The organism is Kitasatospora sp. NPDC056731 (assembly GCF_040687675.1).
Taxonomy (GTDB): domain Bacteria; phylum Actinomycetota; class Actinomycetes; order Streptomycetales; family Streptomycetaceae; genus Kitasatospora.
Window position 1 is genome coordinate 224,294 of the sequence record NZ_JBFBNR010000001.1, and the last position, 22,106, is coordinate 246,399.

Sequence of the window (22,106 nt, forward strand, 5' to 3'; positions counted from 1 at the left end):
GGTGGGGGCTGGTGGGTGACAGCGAACAGCGAACAGATGACAACTGACAGATTTCAGATTTCAGATTTCAGCGTTCAGATTCTGTTATCTGTTACCCGTCATCTGTGACCCGTCACCCGTCACCCGTCACCCGCGGCGAGGCGGTGCAGGGTGGCGAGCACGTCGTCGAGCCAGGCGAGGGTCATCCGCTCGTACTCGATGCCGCCGCGCAGCACCACGTGCTGGAGCTCCTGCCGGGTGTCGAGCGCGGTGAGGTCGGGGAAGTCGCGCTGCTCGCCGTGTAGGTAGCGGGCGAGCAGGGCGGCGTGGCCCTCGCGGTGCCGTTCGACCTCGGAGATCAGCGCGGCCGGGTCGTCGAAGGCGGCGGCGCGGATCTTGACCGCGAGCTCGTGTCGGACGGACTCCGGCTCGACCGGTTCGCGCAGCCAGCCGGCGAGCACGGCCCGTCCGGCGTCGGCCGCCGAGTAGACCTTCTTGTCCGGGCGGCCGTCCTGGGCGACCTCCTCGGCGGCGACCCAGTCGTCGGCCTCCATCCGTCGCAGCACCTTGTAGATCTGCTGGTGGGTGGCGGTCCAGAAGCGCCCGATGGAGCGGTCGAAGCGCCGGGCCAGTTCGTAGCCCGAGCCCGGCTGCTCCAGCAGTGAGACGAGGATCGCGTGCTCCAGTGCCATGTCCCGCATCCTGCTATGCAACGAATTGCATAGGCAATGGGGGTCCGGAGTGGTGAGACGCAGGTCACCGGCGTGATCGGATGGTTATCGATCATTTGCGGCCAAAAGGCGCAAATCATCGGAGAAGCGCCAGAATGGGTACGGGGCAAGAGCCCTCCATGTTCCGAACCATAGGAGGTGGTATCGGTGTCTACCCAGATTCCGATGGGCATGGAGCATCACCCGGACATCGTCGAACTCCGGGAGCACTACGAGCGGATCACCTCGACCCCGCGCGCCCAGGCCACGGAGGCTCTGGCCGTGCTGGCCGGACTGTTCCTGGCGGCATCGCCATGGATCGTCGGCTTCACCGCCTTCAACACGCTGACCGTGACCTGCCTGATCGTCGGCCTGGCCTACTGCGTGCTGATGGCGGGATACGGGTCGGCCTACGAGCGCACCCACGCGAGGGCCTGGGCGGCCACCGTGCTCGGCGCGTGGACGATCGTCTCTCCCTGGCTCGTCTCCGGATCGGCCGCGCAGGGCAGGAACATCGTCACCTGCGTCATCGTCGGTGCCGTGATGTTCCTGCTCGGTCTCGCGGCGATCTCGATGGCCACGATCACGGCGAACGGAGCTGCGATGCGACTCGGCCGGGCCGGCCGCGCCAAGGGCTGACGTCACTGACAGTCCGCGTCCGGGGCGTGGAGGGCCGAACCGCCCTCCGCGCCCCGGCGCACGTCGTCAGGGAGCCGCGGCCGTCACGGGTGGGTCGTTGGCCGTCACGGGCGGGTGGGTGGCCGTCACGGGCGGGTCATCCGCAGGACGTCCAGGGCCTCGTCGAGCTGTTCCCGGGTGAGCTTGCCCTGTTCCACGTAGCCGTGCTCCAGCACGACCTGGCGGATCGTCTTCCGCTCGGCCAGCGCCTGCTTGGCGACCTTCGCCGCCTCCTCGTACCCGAGGTAGCGGTTCAGCGGGGTGACCACCGAGGGGGAGGACTCCGCGTACTCCCGGGCCCGTTCGACGTTGGCGGTGATGCCGTCCACCGTCCGGTCCGCCAGCAGCCGGGCGCTGTTGGCGAGCAGCCGCACCGACTCCAGCACGTTGCGGGCGAGCACCGGGAGCATCACGTTCAGCTCGAAGTTGCCGCTCGCGCCGGCCAGGGTGACCGTCGCGTCGTTGCCGACCACCTGGGCGGCGACCATCAGCACCACCTCGGGGAGCACCGGGTTCACCTTGCCCGGCATGATCGACGAACCGGGTTGCAGGTCCGGCAGGTTGATCTCGCCGAGGCCGGTGCGCGGGCCCGAGCCCATCCACCGCAGGTCGTTCGCGATCTTCGTGAAGCCGACGGCCACCGTGCGCAGTTGCCCGCTCAGCTCGACCAGGGCGTCGCGGGCGCCCTGAGCCTCGAAGTGGTCCCGCGCCTCGGTCAGCGGCAGGCCGGTGGCGCGGGCGACCTCCTCGATCACCGCCGCCGGGAAGCCCGGCGGGGTGTTGATCCCGGTGCCCACCGCCGTGCCGCCGAGGGGCAGTTCGGCGACCCGGGGGAGCGTCGCCAGCAGCCGCTCCCGCCCGTGCCGCACCTGAGCGGCGTAGCCGCCGAACTCCTGGCCGAGGGTGACCGGCGTGGCGTCCATCAGGTGCGTCCGGCCAGACTTGACCACCTGCGCGAACTCGGCGGCCTTGCGTTCCAGCGCCTCCGCCAGGTGCTCCAGCGCCGGGATCAGGTCGTGCGTGACGGCGGCGGTGGCGGCGATGTGGATCGAGGACGGGAAGACGTCGTTGGACGACTGGCTGGCATTCACGTGGTCGTTCGGGTGGACCGGGCGGCCCAGCCGCTCGGCGGCCAGGGTGGCGATCACCTCGTTGGCGTTCATGTTGGACGAGGTGCCCGAACCGGTCTGGAACACGTCCACCGGGAACTCGTCGTCCCACCGCCCCTCGGCGACCTCCTCGGCCGCCGCCGCGATCGCCGCCGCCGTGTCCTCGTCCAGGACGCCGAGACGGGCGTTCACCCGGGCCGCGGCGGCCTTGATCCCGGCCAACGCGGCGATGTGCGCGCGCTCCAGCCGCTGGCCGGACACCGGGAAGTTCTCCACCGCCCGCTGCGTCTGCGCCTGCCACTTCGCGGCGGCCGGCACCCGGACCTCGCCCATCGAGTCGTGCTCGACGCGGTACTCCCGCTGGTTCTCCTGCTCGTCACCCATCACGCGCTGCACCTCCTGAACGGGCCGGCGGTCCGGCCCCGAGCGGTCTCCGATCACCACAGCCGCGCGCGGGCCCCGGGTATTTCCGCCCGGCCGCATCCGGTCGTTACCGTCGCGTCCGGTCGTTACCGCCGGGACAGCTCGGCCGCGCCCGTCGTTACCGCCGGACCAGTTCGGCGCGGACCAGTTCGCCCGGCGCGGTGCCGGCCTGGGCGACCAGGGCGCCGCCCGGCGCCCAGAAGCCGGAGCCGCCCGAGGTCTGCGGCTGCTCGCCGCTCGCCCCGGCGGAAGTGGCCAGCACGGCCCACACCCCGTGGGTGGCGGCGCGGTCGCGGAGGTGCCCGTCCCGGCGGGCGGCCTGCGCGGGCCCCGCGCCGTACAGGGTGGAGGCGACATAGGCGTCGATGCCGAGCGCGGCGGTCTCCTCGGCGTGCGCGGGATCGGCGGCGTCGGCGCAGATCGCGAGGCCGAACCGCAGGCCGTCCAGTTCCAGGACGGCGGGCCCGTGGCCGGGGGTGAACCGGTCGTGCTCGGCGCCGTGCAGCCGCGTCTTCCGGCACACGACGACGGCGCCTTCACCGGTGACGGCCAGGGTGGCGATGGACTCGCCCCCGTCGGGCTCGGTGACCGGCGCGCCGACCAGGGCGGTCGTACCGGTCGCGGCGCAGGCGGCGACCAGCGCGGCGAGGCGCGGATCGGCCGGGCCGAGCGCGGGTGCGGCCAGGTCGTAACCGGTCAGGGACAGCTCGGGGAACACCACCAGGCGCGCGGCGGCCTCCCGTACGGCCTGCGCGTGCCGTTCGACGTTCACGGCCACGGTGTCCGGACGGCCGGCGTCGGCGCAGGCGGGCTGGGCGACGGCCACGGTGACGGTGGCAGTGGGGGCGGCGGTGGCGGCGATCAGGGGCGCGGGCATGGCGGTGCCTCCGGGCACGAGGTGGAAAAGATCAACGTATGCGCAGGTCCGGGCGGTGGACAAGAGTTTCGCGTGGCAGCCGGGACGGAGCCGCCCGGGGCGGACGCACGCACCGCTCCGCGCTGCGCCCGGAGCGGCCGCGGCCCGGAACATGATCACCCGAATGGATGAATAGCTGCGTGGAGTGCTTCAAACTGCCGTACGCCACTTCGTACGCTCCTGCCCGGGCCGGATTCACACCGGCCCCACCCGGATCGCCGCTGCTCGGCATCACTGCTGCTGCTCGGCATCATCGCTGCGCGGCATCACCGCCGCTCGGCGCGGGTGACCGGCTAGTGGGGGCGGACTCATGACGACGACAGGGCGGGGCATGACCGGGGGCACGGAAGACCGCAGGGGGACGGACCCGGGGACGGAGCCGAGGACGGCCCCGGACGCGGACGCGGACGCGGGGAACGGACGCGGGAAGGGCCGTGGAAACGCCAGGGGCGGCGGCCTCACCAGGCGGCAGATGCTCGGCGCCTCGGCCGCCCTGGGCGGCGCGGCCTGGCTGCTGCGCGGCACCATCGGCCCGGACAGCGCCGAGGCGGCCACCCCGGTGCCGCCCGGCCTGCCCGCCGGCACCGAGTTGTACCAGCGGGTCTTCCAGAACTGGTCCGGCGAGATCCGCACCGACCAGCTGTGGACCTGCGCGCCCCGCACGCCCGAGGAGGTGCCGGCGCTCGCCGACTGGGCGCACGCCAACGGCTGGCGCCTGCGCGCCACCGGCTACCGGCACACCTGGGCGCCGCTCACCGTCGCCAACGGGACCCTGGACAGCGCCCGCGTCCTGCTCGTGGACACCAGCCGCCACCTCACCGCGATGACCGCCGACTCGCCGACCACCGTCCGGGTCCAGACCGGCGCCACCATGGAGGACCTGCTCGCCCACCTGGCCGGCCGGGGCCTCGGCCTGACCGCGTGCCCGGCACCCGGCGAACTCACCGTCGGCGGGGTGCTCGCCATCGGCGGCCACGGCACCGCCGTACCCGCCGCCCACGAACTCCGGCCGGAGGGGCACGGCTACGGCTCGGTCAGCAACCAGGTCGTCCGGCTCACCGCCGTCGTCCTCGACCCGGCCACCGGCCGCTACACGCTGCGCACCTTCGAGCGCGCGGAGGCCGACAGCGCCGCCTTCCTGGTGCACCTGGGCCGCGCCTTCCTCACCGAGGTCGTGCTGCGGGCCGGCGCGGACCGGCCGCTGCGCTGCGTCAGCCGTCTCGACATCCCGGCCAGTGAACTGTTCGCCCGCCCCGGCACCGGAGGCGGCGGTGGGATCCTGGGCGGCGGGCTCCTGGGTGGCCTGCTCGGCAGTGGCGGCCCGCGCACCCTCGCCGACTTCGTCGAGCGCGACGGCCGGGTCGAGGCGATCTGGTTCGCCTACACCGAGTACCCCTGGCTGAAGACCTGGAGCGTCGCCCCGGCCAAGCCGCTGGGCTCCCTGCCCGTCGACCAGCCCTACAACTACCCCTTCTCGGACAGCATTCCGGAACCGGTCGCCCGGCTCGCCGGCCAGATCCTCGCCGGCGCCTGGGGATCGGCCCCGCTGTTCGGCCAACTCCAGTACCTGATCGCCAAGGTGGCGCTCACCGGCGACCTCACGGACGTCCTCCTCTCCGGCGGACTGCTGCGCGACCTGCTCAGCGGCGACCTGATCACCCACCTGCTCGCCGGTGGCCTGCGCTCCGACCTCTGGGGCCCGTCGCGCAGCCTGCTGCAGTACGTCCGGCCCACCACCCTGCGGGTGACCGCCAACGGTTACGCGGTCCTCGCCAAGCGTTCCGACCTCCAGTGGGTGGTCAGCGAATTCGCCGCCTACTACCGGAAGTTGCTGGCCGACTACCAGGCCCGGGGGGAGTTCCCGGTGAACGGCGCGGTGGAGATCCGGGTCACCGGCGTGGACGACCCGACCTCCTCCGGCGTCCCCGGCGCGCGGCCGCCGCTGCTGTCCGCGCTGCGTCCTCGGGCGGACCGCCCGGAGTGGGACACCGCGATCTGGCTCGACGTCCTGGCCTTCCCCGGCACCCCAGGGCTGGAACGCTTCGCCCGCGACCTGGAGCAGTGGCTGCTGCGCACCTTCGACGGCACCCGGGCGGGCCTGCGGGTCGAGTGGTCCAAGGGCTGGGCGTACACCGCCGACGCGGCCTGGTCCGACCCGGACCTGCTCGGCCGGGTCATCCCCGCGAGCCTGCGCGACGGCGGCGGGCCGGGCTGGGACGAGGCGGTCGCCGTCCTGGACCGGCACGACCCGCACCGGGTGTTCGGAAACCCCTTCCTGGACGGGTTGTTGAAGTAGTAGAGCACATCTGATGGACAGTCAGATGTGCTCCATGACGATCACCGCGAGGGTGTCCGGAGCCAGTGCGCGGAAGACGTGCGGGGCGTCGCCCGGGTAGCTCACGTAGTCGCCCGGGCCCAGCTCGACCGGGGCCTCCGTCGGCCCGGCCAGCGCCCGGCCCGAGCCGACCAGCACGTGCTCGACGGTGCCGGGCATGTGCGGGTCGGAGGCCCGGGTCTCGCCCGGCTGCGCCTCGATCCGGTAGATGTCGCGCCGGGCGTTCGGCGGACAGGAGGACAGCACGGTCGCCGCGTAGTCGGCGCGCTCGGAGTGGGTCACCGGGCCCTCGCCGGCCCGGATCACCTTGACCGCCGGGCGCGGAGGGTCGACCAGGCGGCTGAACGGCACGTTCAGTGCGACGGCGAGGGCCCAGAGCGTCTCCACGCTCGGGTTGCCCGCGCCCGACTCCAGCTGGGAGAGCGTCGACTTGGCGATGCCCGCGCGCCGGGCCAGCTCCGCCATCGACAGCCCGCCGCGTTCGCGCTCGCGCCGGATGGAGACGGAGATCAGGCCGATCAGATCCGCGCCGGAACCCGCGCTCGGGGTGGTCCGGTCACTCATGCTTGCCACTCACGCTCTCTCCTGGTTCCTTCTCCGGCCCCCGTGCGGCTGGTGCCGTTCATGCTGCCACTCGTGAGGGCGACTGTCCGCACCTGCCCGTCGTTCGCCCTGTCGGTCCAATCGTTCGCCTTGACGAACGGCGGGCGATGGGTTCACGCTGGTGGACATGCGTTCGCTACTCCGAACACTGGAGCGTGCCACCCTTCGGGACATCGCTCTCGTCTGCCTCGCCGACGCACTCGTCGGCGCCTCCTTCGGCGCGATCAGCGCCTCCGGCGGCCTGCCCCTGTGGGTGCCGGTCGCGCTCTCCGTCCTGGTCTTCGCGGGCGGCTCCCAGTTCGCGGCGGTCGGCGTGGTGCTGTCCGGTGGCGGTGCGCTCGCCGCCGTCGCCACCGGACTGGTGCTCAACGCCCGGCTGCTGCCCTTCGGCTTCGCCGTGGCCGACGTGCTCGACGGTCCGTGGTGGCGGCGGCTGTTCGGCGCGCAGCTGATCACCGACGAGACCGCCGCGTTCGTCCTGCGGCAGGACGACGGGCGACGGCGACGGGCCGCGTTCTGGCTCTGCGGGCTGGCGCTGTTCGTGGTGTGGAACGTCTCGGTGGTGCTCGGGGCCCTGGCCGGAGGGCTGATCGGGGACACGGACGCGCTGGGCCTCGACGCGGCCTTCCCCGCCGTGCTGCTCGCGCTCGTGCTGCCCTCGCTCGCGGACCGCCGGGTCCGTACCGCCGCCGTGGCCGGCGCCGTCGTCGCGGTCGCGGCCACGCCGTTCGTCCCGGCGGGGCTGCCCGTCCTGCTCGCCCTCGTCGGGCTGTTGTTCGCCGGGCGGCCCGGAACGCGCGAGGGGCGTGAGGTGTGTGAGGTGCGAGAGGGGCGCGAGGTGCGGGAGCCGCAGAACTCGCGGGCGTCACGGACGTCGCGGAAGGGGGCGTCGGTCGAGGAGCCGGGCGTCCCGGTGATCGAGCGGGAGGAAGCCCGATGATGCCGTTGTACGCCGTGCTGCTGCTGGCCGTCGGGACGTACGCCTTCCGCCTCGCCGGGCCGCTCCTCGGCCACCGGCTCGCCCTCTCGGAGCGCGTGCGGCACCTGCTCGCCGTCGCCGCGGCCGTCCTGCTGGTCGCCCTGGTCGCCACCGGTGCCCTCACCCAGGGCCAGGGCTTCGCCGGTTGGGCTCGCCCGGCCGGCGTCCTGGTCGCCGGTGTGCTCGCGCTGCGGCGGGCGCCGTTTCCGGCGGTGGTGGTCGCGGGTGCGGCGACGACGGCGCTGCTGCGGCTGTGCGGGGTGGGGTGAGCGGGGTGGGGTGAGCGGCGCGCCCGTCAGCCGCCCAGCGCCTTGAAGAAGATCGTCGTCGGGTGCGCGACCCCCGCGGGGTCGGTCGCGTAGTCCGGCACCGAACCGACCCGGGTCCACCCGGCCGCCTCGTACAGCCGCTCGGCCGGGCTGCCCGTCTCGGTGTCCAGCACCAGCAGCCGCAGCCCCAGTTCGGCCGCCCGCTCCTCCAGCACCGCCAGCAGTCGCCCGGCCAGCCGCTGCCCCCGGTCCGCCGGATGCACCATCAACTTGGCGACCTCGCCCCGGTGCCGCCCGTTCGCGGGCACCGCCCGGCGCAGCTGGATCGTCCCGGCGAGCCGCCCGTCGGCCTGCGCCCGGACCGTCCACAGCAGCAGCCGCTCCGCCGCGACCTCCGGGGCCAGCGCCCGCCACCACGCGACGGCCTCGGACCGCCCCAGCGGCGCGAGGAAGCCGATCGACCCGCCACCGTGGACGGTGTCCACCAGCAGCCCGGCCAGTTCCTCCGCCGCGCCGTCCAGCTCCTCCGCCGCCACCTGACCGACCGCGTACGCCTCGCCCGCCATGTCGTCTTCCTCACTCGCTCGCGCCCGCCCGCCGCCCGGGCGGTTGCGCCATACTCGCCGGTACTGCGCCGAGACCGGGATCCCGTCGATATCCCGCCGACACTACAAGGAGCTTCGATGACGAAGCCGACCCGGATCGACCCGTCCGACCTGCTCGCCGTCGGCGACCTGCTCTCCGACGAGGAGCGGCTGATCCGCGACACCGTCCGGAGGTTCACCGAGGAGCGGATCCGCCCGCACATCGGCGACTGGTTCGAACGCGGCGTCTTCCCGGCCCGCGAACTCGCCCCCGAACTCGGCGCCCTCGGCGTGCTCGGCATGCACCTCGACGGCTACGGCTGCGCGGGCGCCGGCGCGGTGGCGTACGGGGTCGCCTGCATGGAGCTGGAGGCGGCCGACTCCGGGCTGCGCAGCTTCGTCTCGGTGCAGGGCTCGCTCGCGATGCGTTCGATCCACGCCTTCGGTTCCGAGGAGCAGAAGCAGCGCTGGCTGCCCGGCATGGCCGCGGGTGAGCTGATCGGCTGCTTCGCCCTCACCGAGCCGGACTTCGGTTCCGACCCGGCGAACATGCGGACCCGCGCGGTGCGCAAGGGCGGCGACTGGGTGCTCTCCGGCAGCAAGATGTGGATCACCAACGGCAGCATCGCCGACGTCGCCGTCGTCTGGGCGCAGACCGAGGAGGGTGTGCGCGGCTTCCTGGTCGAGCGCGGAGCGCGCGGCCTGACCGCCACCGACGTGCACGGCAAGCTCTCCCTGCGCGCCTCCGTCACGAGCGAACTCGCCTTCGACGAGGTGGTGCTGCCCGCCGACGCCGTCCTGCCGGGCGTCACCGGCCTGCGCGGACCGCTCTCCTCCCTCAACGAGGCCCGCTACGGCATCCTCTGGGGCACCGTCGGCGCCGCCCGCGACTGCTACACCGCCGCCCTCGACTACGCGAAGAGCCGGATCCAGTTCGACCGCCCGATCGCCGGATTCCAGCTCACCCAGCACAAGCTCGTCGAGATGATGCTGGAGGTGGAGAAGGCCTACCTGGTCGCCCTGCGGATCGGCCGGCTCAAGGAGGAGGGCGCGGCCCGCCCGCCGCACATCAGCTTCGGCAAGCTCAACAACGTCCGCACGGCGCTGGAGATCGCCCGCAGCGCCCGGACCGTCCTCGGGGCCAACGGCATCACCACCGAGTACCCGGTGCTGCGGCACGCCAACAACCTGGAGTCGGTGCTCACCTACGAGGGCACCAGCGAGATCCACACCCTGATCCTGGGCGAGGCCATCACCGGCGAGTCCGCCTACCACTGACGGGCCGTCCACCTCGGGAATTCCGGTGGCCGGGACCGTCGCGGCCCGGCTACCGTGCCCACCGTGAACAGCAAGCCCACCACGCCCGGCACCGCCCCGACCACCACCCTCTGGCGCCCCACCGGCCCCGAGGAACTGGCCCTGGTCGAGGCGTCCGGCCGGCGCGCCTGGCCGCCCCGGCTGCCCGAGCAGCCGATCTTCTACCCCGTCCTCAACGAGGACTACGCGATCCGCATCGCCCGCGACTGGAACGTCCCCGCCTCCGGCGTCGGCTACGTCACCCGCTTCGAGGTCGACACCGCCTTCCTCGCCCGCTATCCGGTGCGGCAGGCGGGCGGTCGTACGATCCTCGAACTCTGGATCCCGGCCGAGGAGTTGCCGGAGCTCAACCGGAACATCGTCGGCCGCATCGAGGTCGTCCACGAGTTCCGCCCCCAGCCGTGACGCGCCCAGCCGTGACGCGCGCCGCCGCGCCGGGCCCGGTTGGTGCGCGCCCGGGTGAGGAAGGTCCGGGTGGGGCGCCCGCAACCGTGCCCCACCCGGCAGCGACGGCGCGCGAGGTGCGCACGGACCACGTGCTGCTCAGCTCCGCCCAGCGGACCAGCACCACCGCGCTGCTCACCCAGGCCGCCGCCCGGCGCGGCCTCGACACCGCCGTCCTGGACGGCCCGGCCACGGTCGAGCGGCTCGCGGGGCGGCCCGTCCACTGGTACGGCGGCCCGCTCTCCGCGGCCCGGATCGCCGGACCGCTCGGCCTCGCCCTGCTCGAACCCGACGACGACTGGCTCACCCGCCTGCCCGAGGAGTTCACCCGGCGCCGGATCGAGCTCACCACCCTCGCCGAGGCGTGGACGCTGCGCCGCCCGGCGTTCGTCAAGCCACCCGCAGACAAGTCGCTCCCGCCCGCGGTCTACCCGGACGGCACCCGCCTGCCGCGCACCGGCGACCGGATCGGCCCCGACACGCCCGTCCTGGTCAGCGAGCCGGTGACCTTCGCCGCCGAGTACCGGCTGTTCGTCCGCGACGGCGAGGTGCTCACCGGCAGCCGCTACGCCCGCTTCGGCCGGCTCGACCCGGCACCGCTGACCGCCGAGGCCGGCGCCTTCGCCCGGCGCCTGCTCGCGGCAGTCGGCGACACCCTGCCCAGCGCCGTCGCCCTGGACGTCGGCCCGATCGCGGACCCGTACGACCCGGCCGAGCACTGGGCCGTCGTCGAGGCGAACCTGCCGTGGTTCGCGCACTGCTACGCCGCCGACCCGGACCGCGTCCTGGACGTCGTACTGCGCGCCGCCGGACCGGTCTCCCAACTCGCCCAGGCCGACCGCCGGTTCGTCCGTACGGCCGCCTGACACCCGGCGGACACCCCGCGTTCGGCGGGTGGACGCCGGGCGGTACGGCGGGAGGTGGAGCATGGCGCGGTCGGCGGCGCCCTCGGCGGGCGCGGCCGGATGTGTACGACCGAAAGGAACCCCGCCATGTCCGCTGCCCAGTGGCCCCGCCCCCGGGTGCTCGTCGTCGGGATCGACGGCGTCCGCCACGACTACCTGGAGCACGTGCCGATGCCGCGGCTCCAGGAACTCGCCGAGGCCGGGTTCCTGGTGCCGGTGACCGTGGCGGACACCACGCCCACCATGTCCGGGCCGTGCTGGGCCACCATCGTCACCGGCGTCGAGCCCGCCAAGCACGGTGTCTGGGGCAACCACCTCGGCGGCAACCGGCTCGACGTGTTCCCCGACTTCGCCACCCGGCTCGCCCGCGGCGACCGCCGCCGCACCTTCGTCGCGGCCGGCTGGGACCCGCTGATGATCAACGAGTCCGGCGGCCCGCTGTTCCGCGCCCCCGGCCGGCTCTCGTACATCGCCCCGGCCGAGGACACCCCCGAAGCCTGGGAGGCCGTCGACGAGGAGGTCACCCGCGAGGCCGTCCACGTCCTGGGCACCGCCGACCCGGAGGCCTCCTTCGTCTACCTCGGCGCCGTCGACGAGACCGCCCACTTCCTCGGCTGCGGCGACGAGTACCGGGCGGCCATGCGCACCGCCGACGAACGCCTCGGCCGACTGCTCGACGCCGTCCGCGGCCGCGCCGACCACGCCGACGAGCAGTGGACCGTCATCGTCGTCACCGACCACGGCCACGTCGACGCCGGCGGCCACGGCGGCCGCACCGTCGAGGAGCGCACGGCCTGGGTCGCCTGCGCCGGGCACGGCATCCCGGCCGGCCCGCCCACCGGGGAGATCCGCCACCCGGACGTTGCCGCCCAGGTGTACGCCTCGCTGCTGCGCCCCATCGACCCGCACTGGACCCTCGACGGCCGGCCCTTCCCGGTCGCCCGGCCGGTGCCGGAGGCGGTGTCGGTACCGATCTGACCGGTGCTCTGATCGGCGGTCCGGCCGGTGCTCTGACCAGTGCTCTGACCAGTGCTCCGACCAGCGGCCGGCACCGTTGCCGGCACGGGGCCCGACGGCGCATCAGGGGCACGCTGATGCATCCGGGTGCAGCAGGCCGGGCTGCGCCGGAGACCGGCTTGAGTGACGCTCGATCGAAGCCCGGGCGGCACTTGAAGACGGTGTGCCAGCCTGGGCGCCCCACCGTGTAACCCCGAGACCGGGTCGCTGGACATACCTCTGAAGGTGGAGACGGTACCCCGTGGGATGGAGACAAGATCGCGACCTCGTGGTGACGCTCCGGAGGCGCGGCACGGGCCACGATGGATACACCCGGACGGCAGACCTCGCCGATCGGACCGGAACCGGAGACGGAGAGGACAGGCGGGCATGAAGGGCATCGTGAGCAAGGTCGCACTGGGAGTCGCGGGCACCGGCATGGCCGTCGCCGTGGCCGCCGTGGCAATCGGCCCGAGGGTGTCCGATTGGTACGACGGACGCCACCAGGAGCAGGCCACCTACGACACCGGCAGCCAGGCCAAGGCCGAGCGCCGTTCGATGCCGACCTGGCTGCCCGACAACGCCTCCTCGGTGAAGTACCTGATGTCCACCACCGGCGACGACCGCCTGCTGCGTGCCACCCTTCCGGAAGGACGGCTGCCCGTCGGCTGCAGCACCGGCCTGCCCGGCAAGTCCGCGCACTCGGTGCCGCTGTCGCTCAAGGCCGGCTGGTTCCCCGAGGGCGTCGCGGCCAAGGCCAGTGGCACCTGCGGGCACTACAACGTGACGCTCACCGGCAACCAGCTCTACGCGTGGCAGGACGGCGCGGCGGTGCAGGCGGCCCTGCGCTCGGAGCGGCCCACCAAGCACTGAGCCGGGTGTCGTGCACTGAGCCGAGCACCGTGCACTGAGCCGGGTGCCGTGCACTGTGCACGCCGTGAGGCTCCGAGTACGCCGCCAGGCTCCGATCGGCCCGCCGGGCACCGACAGGTGCGGGCGGGCCGTCGTCGTGCGCGGGTGCCGCCGGGGTGGCCGACGGTGGACCAGAGGGAGGACCCCCGCTGTCGGAAACGGCCTGGGCTGCGATAGGACGGGGCGTGGACAAACCCGTCCCGCCCCCGTCCCGTCCCCCGTTCCGTGAGGAGCCCCATGCCCGGCCCGACCGTCGGCCCTGCCGGCGACACGTCGACCGCTCCCTCCGCCGCCCCCACCACCGGCCAGTCCCGCCCCGGCCGGGCCACCATCGCCGTCCTGGGCGGCCTCGTGGCGCTCGGCCCGCTCACCACCGACCTCTACCTGCCCGGGCTGCCCGAGATCGCCGACGACCTGGTCGCCGAACCGGCCGCCGTCCAGCTCACCCTCACCTTCTCCATGTTCGGGGTCGCGGCCGGGCAGTTGCTCTTCGGACCGCTCAGCGACCGCTACGGCCGCCGCCCGCCGCTGCTCGCGGGGCTCGTCCTCTACACCCTGGCCAGCGTGGTGTGCGTGATCGCGCCGAGCCTGACGGTGCTGATCATCGCCCGCTTCATCCAGGGCGCGGCCGGATCCGCGGGGCTGGTCATCGGCCGGGCCGTCGCCCGGGACCGCTTCCAGGGCGTCGCGATGCTGCGGTTCCTGGCCTCCATCGCGCTGATATCCGGGCTGGCGCCGATCCTCGCCCCGATCGTCGGCGCGCAACTGATGCGGTTCACCTCGTGGCGCGGCACCTTCGGCGCGCTGACCGCGCTCGGGCTGCTCCTGACCCTGGCCGCCTTCGGGGCGCTGCGCGAGACGCTGCCGACGCAGGCCCGGGGCACCGGCGGGGTGGGCGCGGCGCTGCGCACGATGGGGCGGTTGCTGCGCAACCTGCCGTTCCTCGGGCTGGCGCTGACCAGCGCCTTCGCCTTCGGCGCGCTGTTCGGCTACATCAGCGGGTCGTCCACGGTGCTTCAGCACGTGTACCAGGTCTCGCCGCAGACCTACAGCCTGCTCTTCGGGGCGAACTCGCTGGCCATCGTCGTCATGACGCAGTTGAACGGACGGGTACTCGCGCGCCGCTTCGCTCCGCGGGGGCTGATGCTGGCCGGGCTGGCGACGGCGGTGGTCGCCGGGGTGGCGCTGGTGTTGCTGACGGCGGTCTGGGACTTCGGGCTGGTCGGGTTCTGCCCGCCGTTGTTCGTGATGATGGGCAGCATGGGTGTGGTCCTTCCGAACACGGCCGCGCAGGCGCTCAGCCTGGTCGAGCCGCGGGCGGCCGGGACGGCGTCGGCGCTGCTCGGCACGGGCAACTTCCTGTGCGGGGCGGTGGTCGCACCGCTGAGCAGTCTCGGTGGCCGACCGTCGGCGGTGCTGCTGGCGGTGGTCGTCCTGGCGAGCGGAGTGCTGGCGATGGCGGCGTACGTGACGCTGTGCCGGCCCGGGCGGACGAAGGCGGCGGAGGCGGAGGTGGTGGCGGGGAGCTGACGGCGGACGGCTGCCAGCCGGCGACGAACAGCGAACAGCGGACAACGAACAACAAACAGATAACAGCTGACAGATAATGAAATCTGTCAGCTGTTATCTGTTATCCGTTCCCTGTTGACCGTCAGCCGTCGCCGTCAGCCATTAGCCATCAGCCGTCAAGCGCAGTTCAGGCGATCGAGAAGTCGTCGCCGAAGACGTTGCCCTGGCCGTACCAGCCGTGCAGGTACACGGTGACGGTGCCGGAGGCGCCGGTGGTGAAGGGGACGGTCAGCTTGGTCCAGCCGGAGGCGTTGGTCCAGGAGCTGGCGGTGGCGTCACCGCTGACGCCGAGGTACGCGTAGTTGCCCTGCACCCAACCACTCAGCGTGTAGCTGGTGTTGGCCTTCAGCGTGACGGTCTGCGAGCACTCGCCGGTCTGGCCGGCGGTCGCCGCCGCCTGGAGCGCGTAGGACCCGGAGTGGACCGGGGTGGAGACCACGGCGCCGCCGCTCTGGCAGGTCCACGGGGCGAGGCTGCCGGTCTCCAGGCCGCCGTTGACCAGGCCGGTGGGCGGCGGGGTCGTCCCGGTGACGGTCAGCGCGTACGTGGCGGTGTGGGTGCCGGACGGCCCGGTGGCGGTCACGGTGAGCGGGTAGCTGCCCGCCGTGGCGGCCGAGGTGGTGGTGACGTTGAGGGTGGCGCCGGTGCCGGCGGTGACGCTGCCGGGGGTGACGGTGGCGGTGACGCCGGCCGGGGCGCCGCCGACCGACAGGTTGAGGCTCTGTGCCGAACCCGCCGTCACCGCCGTGGCGATGGCCGCAGACGTGGACGAACCGGCGGCCACAGTACCGGAGTTCGGGTTCACTGCGACCGAGAAGTCGTTGCCGGGCTGGGTGCCCGTGACGTTCAGGGTGAAAACGCCGGTGTGACTGCCGGAGGCCGCGCTGCCGGTGACCGTCAGCTGGTAACTCCCGGGCGCCACCGCCGAGGTGGTGGTGACGTTGAGGGTGGCGCCGGTGCCGGCGGTGACGCTGCCGGGGGTGACGGTGGCGGTGACGCCGGCCGGGGCGCCGCTGACCGACAGGTTGAGGCTCTGCGCCGAACCCGCCGTCACCGCCGTGGCGATGGCCGCGGACGTGGACGAACCGGCGGTGACCGTCGCGGAGTTGGGGTTGACGGCCACGGAGAAGTCGTTGGTCACCGTCGATCCGCTGGTGAACGGCGCGAAGATGTGGGTGAAGTCCCAGGTGTTCTGGCTGATGCCGGAGCAGGAGTCGTCTCCCGCCTTGCCCGGGCAGCCGCCGTTGTCGCGCTGGAGCGCCCAGAAGGACAGCGTGTTGATGCCCTTCGACACCGCCCAGTTGTAGACGGTGGTGGCGTTGGCCACGGTGAAGGTCTCGGCCGCGCCGTAGTCGTCGATGCCGGGCATCTCGGTGATCCCGATCGAACCCCACAGCTGGGCGGGGGTCTTGGTCGGGTAGAGCTTGGCAAGCTGGTTGTAGAGGCCCTGCGCGGAGGTCTGGGTGTCGGCCGCCATGTCGTGGGTGGCGCCGTCGTAGTAGTCGAAGGTCATCATGTTGACGACGTCGATCCGGGCGTTGTTGCTGACCGCGTTCTTCAGCACGGCGAGGCCGCTGGAGGCCAGCCCGGTGGTGGTGGTCGGCAGCGTGTAGGAGAACTGGACGTTGCGCCCGTTGGCGGCGGCCCAGTCCTGCACGATCTTGATCGCCTTGTTGCGGCGGTCGATTCCGGCCGTGTTGGTCAGCGAGTTGTCCTCGATGTCGAGGTCGATCCGGCTGACGTCGTAGGTGGTGACGAGGTTCTCGAAGGCTGCCGCGATCTGGTTGACGTCGGTGCAGCTGTCGGCCAGTTCGGTGCCGGTGTTGTCGGCGGTGTAGCCGCCGAAGGAGGGGATCACGTCCCCGCCGTTGGCCCGGATGGTGGCGATGTCGGCGCCGAAGGTCGAGGAGGAGACCGGCTTTGAGGTGTCGCCGTTCCAGTACGGGGTGCAGGAGCCCTTGGTGGCGGCCTGGAGGAACGCCATCGTCAGGTGCTTGGCCCCGGACTGGGCGGCCAGGGCGGCGGGGCTCTGCCCGGTCCAGGACTCGAAGTAGGGGGCGAAGACCCGGCTGGGGAGCGGGGTCGCGGCCTGGGCGGAGCCCGTCCCGGCGGCGACCAGGCCGGCCGACGCGGCCAGCGTGGCACAGGCCGTCAGGGCCGCCTGGATGGTTCTGCGTAGACGCATGGATTCTCCAACATACGTGGTGGGGCAGGACGTTGGGGATACGCGCATGATCGGGGCGCGACGGCCGTGTGGGGTCGGCCGCGCGGGCCCGGACGTGCGGACGTGTGGGTGTGCGGGTGTGCTGACGTGCGGGACTGCTGGGTGTCCGAGTGTGCGGGCGCGCGGAAGCCCACCGACTCGCGCGGAGGCGGGTGGCGGGTACGCGTGTGCGCACGCCGTACGGAGCGGGGGTGGTGCGGGACAGGGCAGGGCAGGGCAGTGCCTCAGCCGCCGGTGGTCACACCCCCACAGTGCATCCCGGTCGGATCGACATGCTTATGGTTGGACTAGACCACTGGTCTGTCAAGAGACCTAACAGTTCGTCAACACACCGCCCCCGTGGCCGAAGGGCCGTCCGATCGGCCGGGTGTGCGCGGTGCGGCCGGGGCTGTGGAGGTGGGCGGTGCGGCGGAGGTGGCCGGTGGTGCGGGGTGGCCGCGCTGCCGAAGGGCGGATGCACCGAAAAGTGGCGCCGCCGAGGAATGAAGGTGCCGTGGCCGCGCGCCCGTCGGCGGGAGCGCGGCCACGGCGGCCCGGCGCTCAGGACACCGGGCGGTTCGGGTGGCCGTTCCGGGTCACGCCGGCGGCGGGCAGAGGGTGGTCCGCAGCGCGTCGTTGATCTTCGCGGCGGTGTCCGGTCCGAAGCCCTGCGGGTGGTCGGGCGAGGTGAAGCGCTGGTTGGCCAGTTCGACCAGCTTCGACTTGTCCTTGGGGAACTGGGACAGCGCCTGGCACTGGTTGCGGGCCCGGTCCACGGCCTGGTCCGGCTTGCCGCCGACGATTGCCGGGTCGATCGCGTTCAGCGCGGCGACCAGTTTGCCGGTCAGGTCGGTGCCCGGCTTGCCGGGCAGGCCGGCGTCGCTGGGGGGCGTGGGCTTGGCCGGGGCGGGGGCTCCGGGGGAGCCTGCGTCAGGGGCGGGGGCCGAGGGGCTGTCGGGTGCGGGCGCCGAGGGGGCCGCGGGTGTCGAAGGGGAGGCGGCCGGGTCGGGCGCGGAGGCCGAGGGCGACTCGGGCGTCGGCGGCGTCGAGGCGGTGCCGGGGGTGGAGGTCGAGGCGGCCGGGGTGGTGGGGGAGCCGGCCGCGGCGGTGGCCGGGTGGGGGCCTGGTCCGGAGCTGGAGCAGGCAGCGAGGCTCACCGCGGCGAATGCCGTGAGGGTGGCGGCGAGGAGACGAGTGCGCATGGCGTCACACTGTCATGTCCGCGGCGTCAAAGGGAAGATCCTCCCGCGAGGGCGGACGGCCCGGGAGGGGGACCTCCCGGGCCGCCGGCCCGCCGCGTCCGCAGGGCGCGCAAGGCGCCCGCCGAGGCGTCATCAGCCGAGGCCGTTGGCCTTCAGCCAGTCCTTGGCCACCGCCGACGGGTCGTCCTTGTCGATCGCGACGCGCTTCATCAGCGCCGTCAGCCCCGCCGTGTCGAGCTTGGCCGACACCGCGTTGAGGGCCGCCGTCGCGGTGGGGTTCACGCCTGCCTTGTTGACCAGCGGGGTGACGTTCTGCGCGCCGAAGAGGTTCTTCGGGTCGGTCAGCGGGACGAGCTTCAGCTGGGGGATCTTCGGGTCGGTGGTGAACACGTTGCCGACCTGGATGGTGCCGTCCTTGAGCGCGTTCGCGGTGGCGTCGCCGGTGGGCTTCCACTCCTTGAAGTTCAGCCCGTAGACGTCCTTGAGCTGCTGCTCGCGGCGGGACTTGAACTCCGGCGGACCGCCTATCGTGAACTCGCCCGCCTTGGCGGTCAGGTCGGCGATGCTCTTGAGGCCGTACTTGTCGGCGTTCTCCTGGGTGACGCTGAGCGAGTCCTTGTCCTCGGCGGGGGAGGAGTCGAGGATCCCCAGCGCGGCGGGCAGCGTCTTGGTCAGCGCCGCGTTCACCTCCTCGGTGGTGGCGGCGGTGGACTTGGCGTCCAGGTAGGCGAGCAGCGAGCCGTTGTACTCGGGCAGGACGCTCAGGCTGCCGCTCTGGAGCTGCCCGTAGAGCACCTCGCGGCTGCCGATGTTGAACTTCTCCTCGACCTTGACGCCCTTGGCCTTGAGGGCCTGCGAGTAGATCGAGCCGAGCAGCACGTTCTCCGGGAAGTTCGCCGAGCCGACGACCACCGTCGAGCCGGCGCCCGCGCCCGAGGCGGCGGGGGAGCCCGTCGCGGAGCCGCCGCCGAGCGGGTCGCCGCCGCCGGAGGAGCCGCAGGCGGTGGCGCCGAGGGCGAGCGCGGCGAGCGTGCCGAGGACGACGGCGCGCCTGCTTCCGTGGTTTGTCGACATGGTGACAGATGTCCTTCCGGAGAGGATGGGGAACGAGGTTCAGCGGGCCCGGCGCTGGGCGCGCATCCCGGGCGGGAGCGCGTACCGGGCGAGCAGGGCGAAGAACAGCTGGGCGCCGACCGCGAGCAGCACCACCAGCAGCGCGCCGCCGACGGTGACGGCGTACTTGCGGGTGGCCAGCCCGTCGATGACGTAGCGGCCGAGGCCGCCCAGTCCGACGTAAGCGGCCACGGTGGCGGTCGCGATCACCTGGACGGTCGCGGTGCGAAAGCCCGCCAGCAGGGTCGGCGCGCCGGACGGCAGGCAGACCTGCCACAGCACCTGCGGGTGGGTCAGCCCGATGCCGCGCGCCGCGTCCCGGACGTCCGGGTCGGTGCCGCGCACCCCCTCGACGGCGGCCACCAGCAGCGGCGGCGCGGCGAGCGCGACCAGCGGGATCAGCACGGCCGTGTCGCCGACCCCGGCGAGCAGCACCGCCAGCGTCACCAGGCCGAGCGTCGGCAGGGCGCGGGTGGCACCGGCGAAGGCCGTCACGAGCGTGACGCCGCGCCCGGTGTAGCCGATCAGCAGCCCGAGCGGCACGGCGAGCAGCGCCGCGAACAGCAGGGCCTCGCCGGAGAGCACCAGGTGCTCGGTGATCCGGTGCACGATCGAGTCCGGGCCGCTGCGGTGGTCGGGGGCGGAGAAGAAGTCGCCCAGCCAGTTCAGCCAGTTCACGAACCGGCTCCCTTCTCCCGGACGGCCCAGGGCGCGAGCAGCCGGCGGGCGCCCACCAGCAGCAGGTCGACGGCCAGCGCGAGGACGGCGATCAGCGCGATGCCGGCCACGATCGGGGTCGGGAAGGTGCGCTGGAAGCCGTCGATGAACAGGTAGCCGAGCCCGCCGCGCCCGATCAGCGCGCCGACGCTGGCCAGCGAGATGCTGGACACCGCCGCGACCCGCAGCCCGGCGATCAGGTACGGCACGGCGGCGGGCAGCTCGACGGAGGTCAGCCGGTGCCACGGCCCGTACCCCATCGCGGTGGCGGCCTGCCGGACCGGGTCCGGGACGGCGCGCAGGCCGTCCACGGTGGTCGGCAGCAGCACGGCGAGCGCGTAGAAGGTGAGCGGGATCATCACCGTGGCCTGGGTGGCGAGGCCGGTGTAGGGGATGAGCACCACGAACACGGCCAGCGAGGGCAGCGCGTAGACGACGTTGAAGACGGCGGACAGCGGTTGGTACAGCCGGGGGAAGCGGGTGCAGGCCAGGCCCAGCGGGACGGCCAGCAGCAGGCCGATGAGCACGGGGAGCAGGGCGATCACGGCGTGGTCGGCGAGCAGGTCGCCGAGGTAGCCGAGGTGGTCGCCGATCCAGTACCAGCGGACGATCGGTTCACCGTCCACCGGCCGCCCCGTCCGTGAGGTCACCGGCCGCCGCGCCGGCTGCCGCACCGCCCGCCGCGTCCACGGCGCCGCGGGCCGCCGAGCCGGCCGCCGCGTCCGCCACCGGGATGGCCACGGGGGTGGACAGCGCGGCGAGGACGGCCTCGCGGCTCGCGGTGCCGGTGGCCCGCCCGTCGGCGTCCAGGGCCACGGCGGCCCCGGCGGGGGAGAGGACGGCGGCGTCCAGCGCGGTGCGCAGGGTGTCGGTGTCCGGCCGGTAGCCGGAGACCGGGTGCAGCTCGGCGGTGGCGGCGTCTCGGTCGATCCAGCCGATCGGGCGGCGCTCGTCGTCCAGCGCCAGCTCCCAGCCGCCGTAGCGCAGCCCGTCGGCCACCGGGCGGACGGCGACGGTGGTCGCGGGGCGCAGGGCGAGGCCGCGCAGGCCCCGGTCGCGGCCGAGGAAGGCGGCCACGCCGTCGTCCGCGGGGGTGGTGAGCAGGGTGTGCGGGTCGGCGAGCTGGGCGATCCGGCCGTGTTCGCGCAGGACCACCACCTGGTCGCCGAGCCGGACGGCCTCCTCGATGTCGTGGGTGACGAACAGCACCGTCTTGTGCAGCTCGGACTGGAGCCGCAGCAGTTCCTCCTGGAGCCCGGCGCGCACCACCGGGTCGACGGCGCTGAACGGCTCGTCCATCAGCAGCACCGGCGGGTCGGCCGCGAGGGCGCGGGCCACGCCCACCCGCTGCTGCTGGCCGCCGGACAGCTGGAACGGGTACCGCTTGCCGGTCTCGGGCGCGAGCCCGACCAGTTCGAGCAGTTCGGCGGCCCGGGCACGGGCCTTCTTGCGGTCCCAGCCGAGCAGGTAGGGCACGGTGGCGACGTTGTCGATCACCTTGCGGTGAGGGAAGAGGCCGGCCTGCTGGATCACGTAGCCGATGCCACGGCGCAGCTTGGCGGGCTCCAGTTCGGCGACGTCCGTGTCGTCCAGCAGCACCCGGCCCGAGGTCGGCTCGACCATCCGGTTGACCATGCGCAGCAGGGTGGTCTTGCCACACCCGGACGGTCCGACCAGGACGGTTATCCGACCGGTCGGGACGTCCAGGTCCAGGCCCTCGACGGCGATGGTGCCGTCGGGGTGGCGCTTGCCGGCGCCCTCGAATCTGATCACGGGGAGTTTCCTCGTCAGGGCGCCCCGGGGAGGCGGCGCCTGTTTCGGTCGTACGGTTGATGGCGGTTTGTCGACAAGCGGCGACGGCGTGGGCCGTACCGGCCGCTGCCGTGACGGCGTCTGTCGGATCGACCGCCCGGGCGTTCTTCCGCCCGCGTGGCTGCCCAGCTTCGGACCGGCGGAAACTCTGATCAGACTATGACCTGCATCATCTCCTGTCTCTCACTTACCACCCGGCACGGGGCCCAGACCCCGCCGCCGGACGGCCGGGGCCGACCGGGCGCCCGACGTTTCGGCAGGTCAGAGGGGCGGGACGCGGACACCCTGACGGCGGGTCGAGGGCTCGCGCCCCGGACGATCAGCCCGTCAG

Annotated in this window: 21 protein-coding genes; 10 read left to right on the plus strand and 11 right to left on the minus strand. The window is 73.2% G+C overall.

Annotation, left to right across the window (positions count from 1 at the left end):
• Window positions 1-119 precede the first annotated feature (119 nt).
• Window positions 120-671: a PadR family transcriptional regulator gene (locus AB0R04_RS00925; RefSeq protein ID WP_363366921.1), complete on the minus strand. Its 552-nt coding sequence runs from the start codon at window positions 669-671 to the stop codon at window positions 120-122.
• A gap of 186 nt (window positions 672-857) precedes the next feature.
• Here AB0R04_RS00925 and AB0R04_RS00930 point away from each other — a divergent pair, with 186 nt between their 5' ends.
• Window positions 858-1,328 (plus strand): SPW repeat protein, encoded by a 471-nt coding sequence (locus tag AB0R04_RS00930; protein WP_063349890.1) that lies wholly within the window; start codon window positions 858-860, stop codon window positions 1,326-1,328.
• A 125-nt stretch (window positions 1,329-1,453) separates the two neighbouring features.
• Here AB0R04_RS00930 and AB0R04_RS00935 read toward each other — a convergent pair whose 3' ends face one another.
• The gene (locus tag AB0R04_RS00935) at window positions 1,454-2,860 is read right to left on the minus strand and encodes a class II fumarate hydratase (protein ID WP_363366923.1); all 1,407 of its coding nucleotides are present in this window, start codon (window positions 2,858-2,860) and stop codon (window positions 1,454-1,456) included.
• 157 nt (window positions 2,861-3,017) lie between these two features.
• Entirely contained in the window at window positions 3,018-3,776 is a 759-nt protein-coding gene (locus tag AB0R04_RS00940; RefSeq protein ID WP_363366925.1) for a carbon-nitrogen hydrolase family protein, read from the minus strand.
• Between the two features lie 511 nt (window positions 3,777-4,287).
• Between AB0R04_RS00940 and AB0R04_RS00945 the strand changes: the two genes are divergently transcribed.
• Window positions 4,288-6,111 carry a cholesterol oxidase substrate-binding domain-containing protein gene (locus AB0R04_RS00945; RefSeq protein ID WP_363366927.1) on the plus strand — a complete coding sequence of 608 codons (1,824 nt, stop codon included), beginning with the start codon at window positions 4,288-4,290 and terminating at the stop codon, window positions 6,109-6,111.
• Window positions 6,112-6,132: 21 nt separating this feature from the next.
• Here AB0R04_RS00945 and AB0R04_RS00950 read toward each other — a convergent pair whose 3' ends face one another.
• Window positions 6,133-6,714, minus strand: a complete 582-nt coding sequence (locus AB0R04_RS00950) for a helix-turn-helix domain-containing protein (RefSeq protein ID WP_363367331.1) — start codon at window positions 6,712-6,714, stop codon at window positions 6,133-6,135.
• Between the two features lie 166 nt (window positions 6,715-6,880).
• On the opposite strand from AB0R04_RS00950, the gene AB0R04_RS00955 reads away from it, so the two are divergent.
• A complete protein-coding gene (locus tag AB0R04_RS00955; protein WP_363366929.1) occupies window positions 6,881-7,693 on the plus strand; it encodes an AzlC family ABC transporter permease in 813 nt (270 codons plus the stop codon).
• Entirely contained in the window at window positions 7,690-8,001 is a 312-nt protein-coding gene (locus AB0R04_RS00960) for an AzlD domain-containing protein (RefSeq protein ID WP_208869116.1), read from the plus strand. The genes AB0R04_RS00955 and AB0R04_RS00960 overlap by 4 nt, the downstream gene beginning before the upstream one ends.
• Window positions 8,002-8,027: 26 nt before the next feature.
• Here the strand turns inward: AB0R04_RS00960 and AB0R04_RS00965 are convergent, their stop codons facing one another.
• A complete protein-coding gene (locus AB0R04_RS00965; protein ID WP_363366931.1) occupies window positions 8,028-8,567 on the minus strand; it encodes a GNAT family N-acetyltransferase in 540 nt (179 codons plus the stop codon).
• A gap of 117 nt (window positions 8,568-8,684) precedes the next feature.
• On the opposite strand from AB0R04_RS00965, the gene AB0R04_RS00970 reads away from it, so the two are divergent.
• The 6 genes from AB0R04_RS00970 (at window position 8,685) to AB0R04_RS00995 (ending at window position 14,689) form a co-directional block, all read left to right on the plus strand.
• A complete protein-coding gene (locus tag AB0R04_RS00970; RefSeq protein WP_063349898.1) occupies window positions 8,685-9,863 on the plus strand; it encodes an acyl-CoA dehydrogenase family protein in 1,179 nt (392 codons plus the stop codon).
• Window positions 9,864-9,926: 63 nt separating this feature from the next.
• Window positions 9,927-10,307, plus strand: a complete 381-nt coding sequence (locus AB0R04_RS00975) for a hypothetical protein (RefSeq protein ID WP_063351514.1) — start codon at window positions 9,927-9,929, stop codon at window positions 10,305-10,307.
• 116 nt (window positions 10,308-10,423) lie between these two features.
• Window positions 10,424-11,212: an ATP-grasp domain-containing protein gene (locus AB0R04_RS00980; RefSeq protein WP_363366934.1), complete on the plus strand. Its 789-nt coding sequence runs from the start codon at window positions 10,424-10,426 to the stop codon at window positions 11,210-11,212.
• 126 nt (window positions 11,213-11,338) lie between these two features.
• A complete protein-coding gene (locus tag AB0R04_RS00985; protein WP_363366936.1) occupies window positions 11,339-12,229 on the plus strand; it encodes an alkaline phosphatase family protein in 891 nt (296 codons plus the stop codon).
• Window positions 12,230-12,637: 408 nt separating this feature from the next.
• A complete protein-coding gene (locus tag AB0R04_RS00990; RefSeq protein WP_063349900.1) occupies window positions 12,638-13,120 on the plus strand; it encodes a hypothetical protein in 483 nt (160 codons plus the stop codon).
• A 276-nt stretch (window positions 13,121-13,396) separates the two neighbouring features.
• Window positions 13,397-14,689 carry a multidrug effflux MFS transporter gene (locus AB0R04_RS00995; protein ID WP_363366938.1) on the plus strand — a complete coding sequence of 431 codons (1,293 nt, stop codon included), beginning with the start codon at window positions 13,397-13,399 and terminating at the stop codon, window positions 14,687-14,689.
• A gap of 166 nt (window positions 14,690-14,855) precedes the next feature.
• On the opposite strand, the gene AB0R04_RS01000 is transcribed toward AB0R04_RS00995, so the two are convergent.
• The 6 genes from AB0R04_RS01000 to AB0R04_RS01025 all read right to left on the minus strand — a co-directional run bounded on the left by AB0R04_RS01000 (window position 14,856) and on the right by AB0R04_RS01025 (window position 21,736).
• Window positions 14,856-16,913 carry a glycosyl hydrolase family 18 protein gene (locus tag AB0R04_RS01000; RefSeq protein ID WP_363366940.1) on the minus strand — a complete coding sequence of 686 codons (2,058 nt, stop codon included), beginning with the start codon at window positions 16,911-16,913 and terminating at the stop codon, window positions 14,856-14,858.
• A 614-nt stretch (window positions 16,914-17,527) separates the two neighbouring features.
• Window positions 17,528-18,133: a hypothetical protein gene (locus tag AB0R04_RS01005; RefSeq protein ID WP_363366942.1), complete on the minus strand. Its 606-nt coding sequence runs from the start codon at window positions 18,131-18,133 to the stop codon at window positions 17,528-17,530.
• Window positions 18,134-18,265: 132 nt separating this feature from the next.
• Entirely contained in the window at window positions 18,266-19,207 is a 942-nt protein-coding gene (locus AB0R04_RS01010; RefSeq protein ID WP_363366944.1) for an ABC transporter substrate-binding protein, read from the minus strand.
• Window positions 19,208-19,246: 39 nt separating this feature from the next.
• Window positions 19,247-19,924 (minus strand): ABC transporter permease, encoded by a 678-nt coding sequence (locus AB0R04_RS01015; RefSeq protein ID WP_063349905.1) that lies wholly within the window; start codon window positions 19,922-19,924, stop codon window positions 19,247-19,249.
• Entirely contained in the window at window positions 19,921-20,589 is a 669-nt protein-coding gene (locus tag AB0R04_RS01020; RefSeq protein ID WP_363366946.1) for an ABC transporter permease, read from the minus strand. The genes AB0R04_RS01015 and AB0R04_RS01020 overlap by 4 nt, the downstream gene beginning before the upstream one ends.
• Window positions 20,579-21,736 carry an ATP-binding cassette domain-containing protein gene (locus tag AB0R04_RS01025; protein WP_363366948.1) on the minus strand — a complete coding sequence of 386 codons (1,158 nt, stop codon included), beginning with the start codon at window positions 21,734-21,736 and terminating at the stop codon, window positions 20,579-20,581. Before AB0R04_RS01025 ends, AB0R04_RS01020 begins: the two co-directional genes overlap by 11 nt.
• Between the last annotated feature and the right edge of the window lie 370 nt (window positions 21,737-22,106).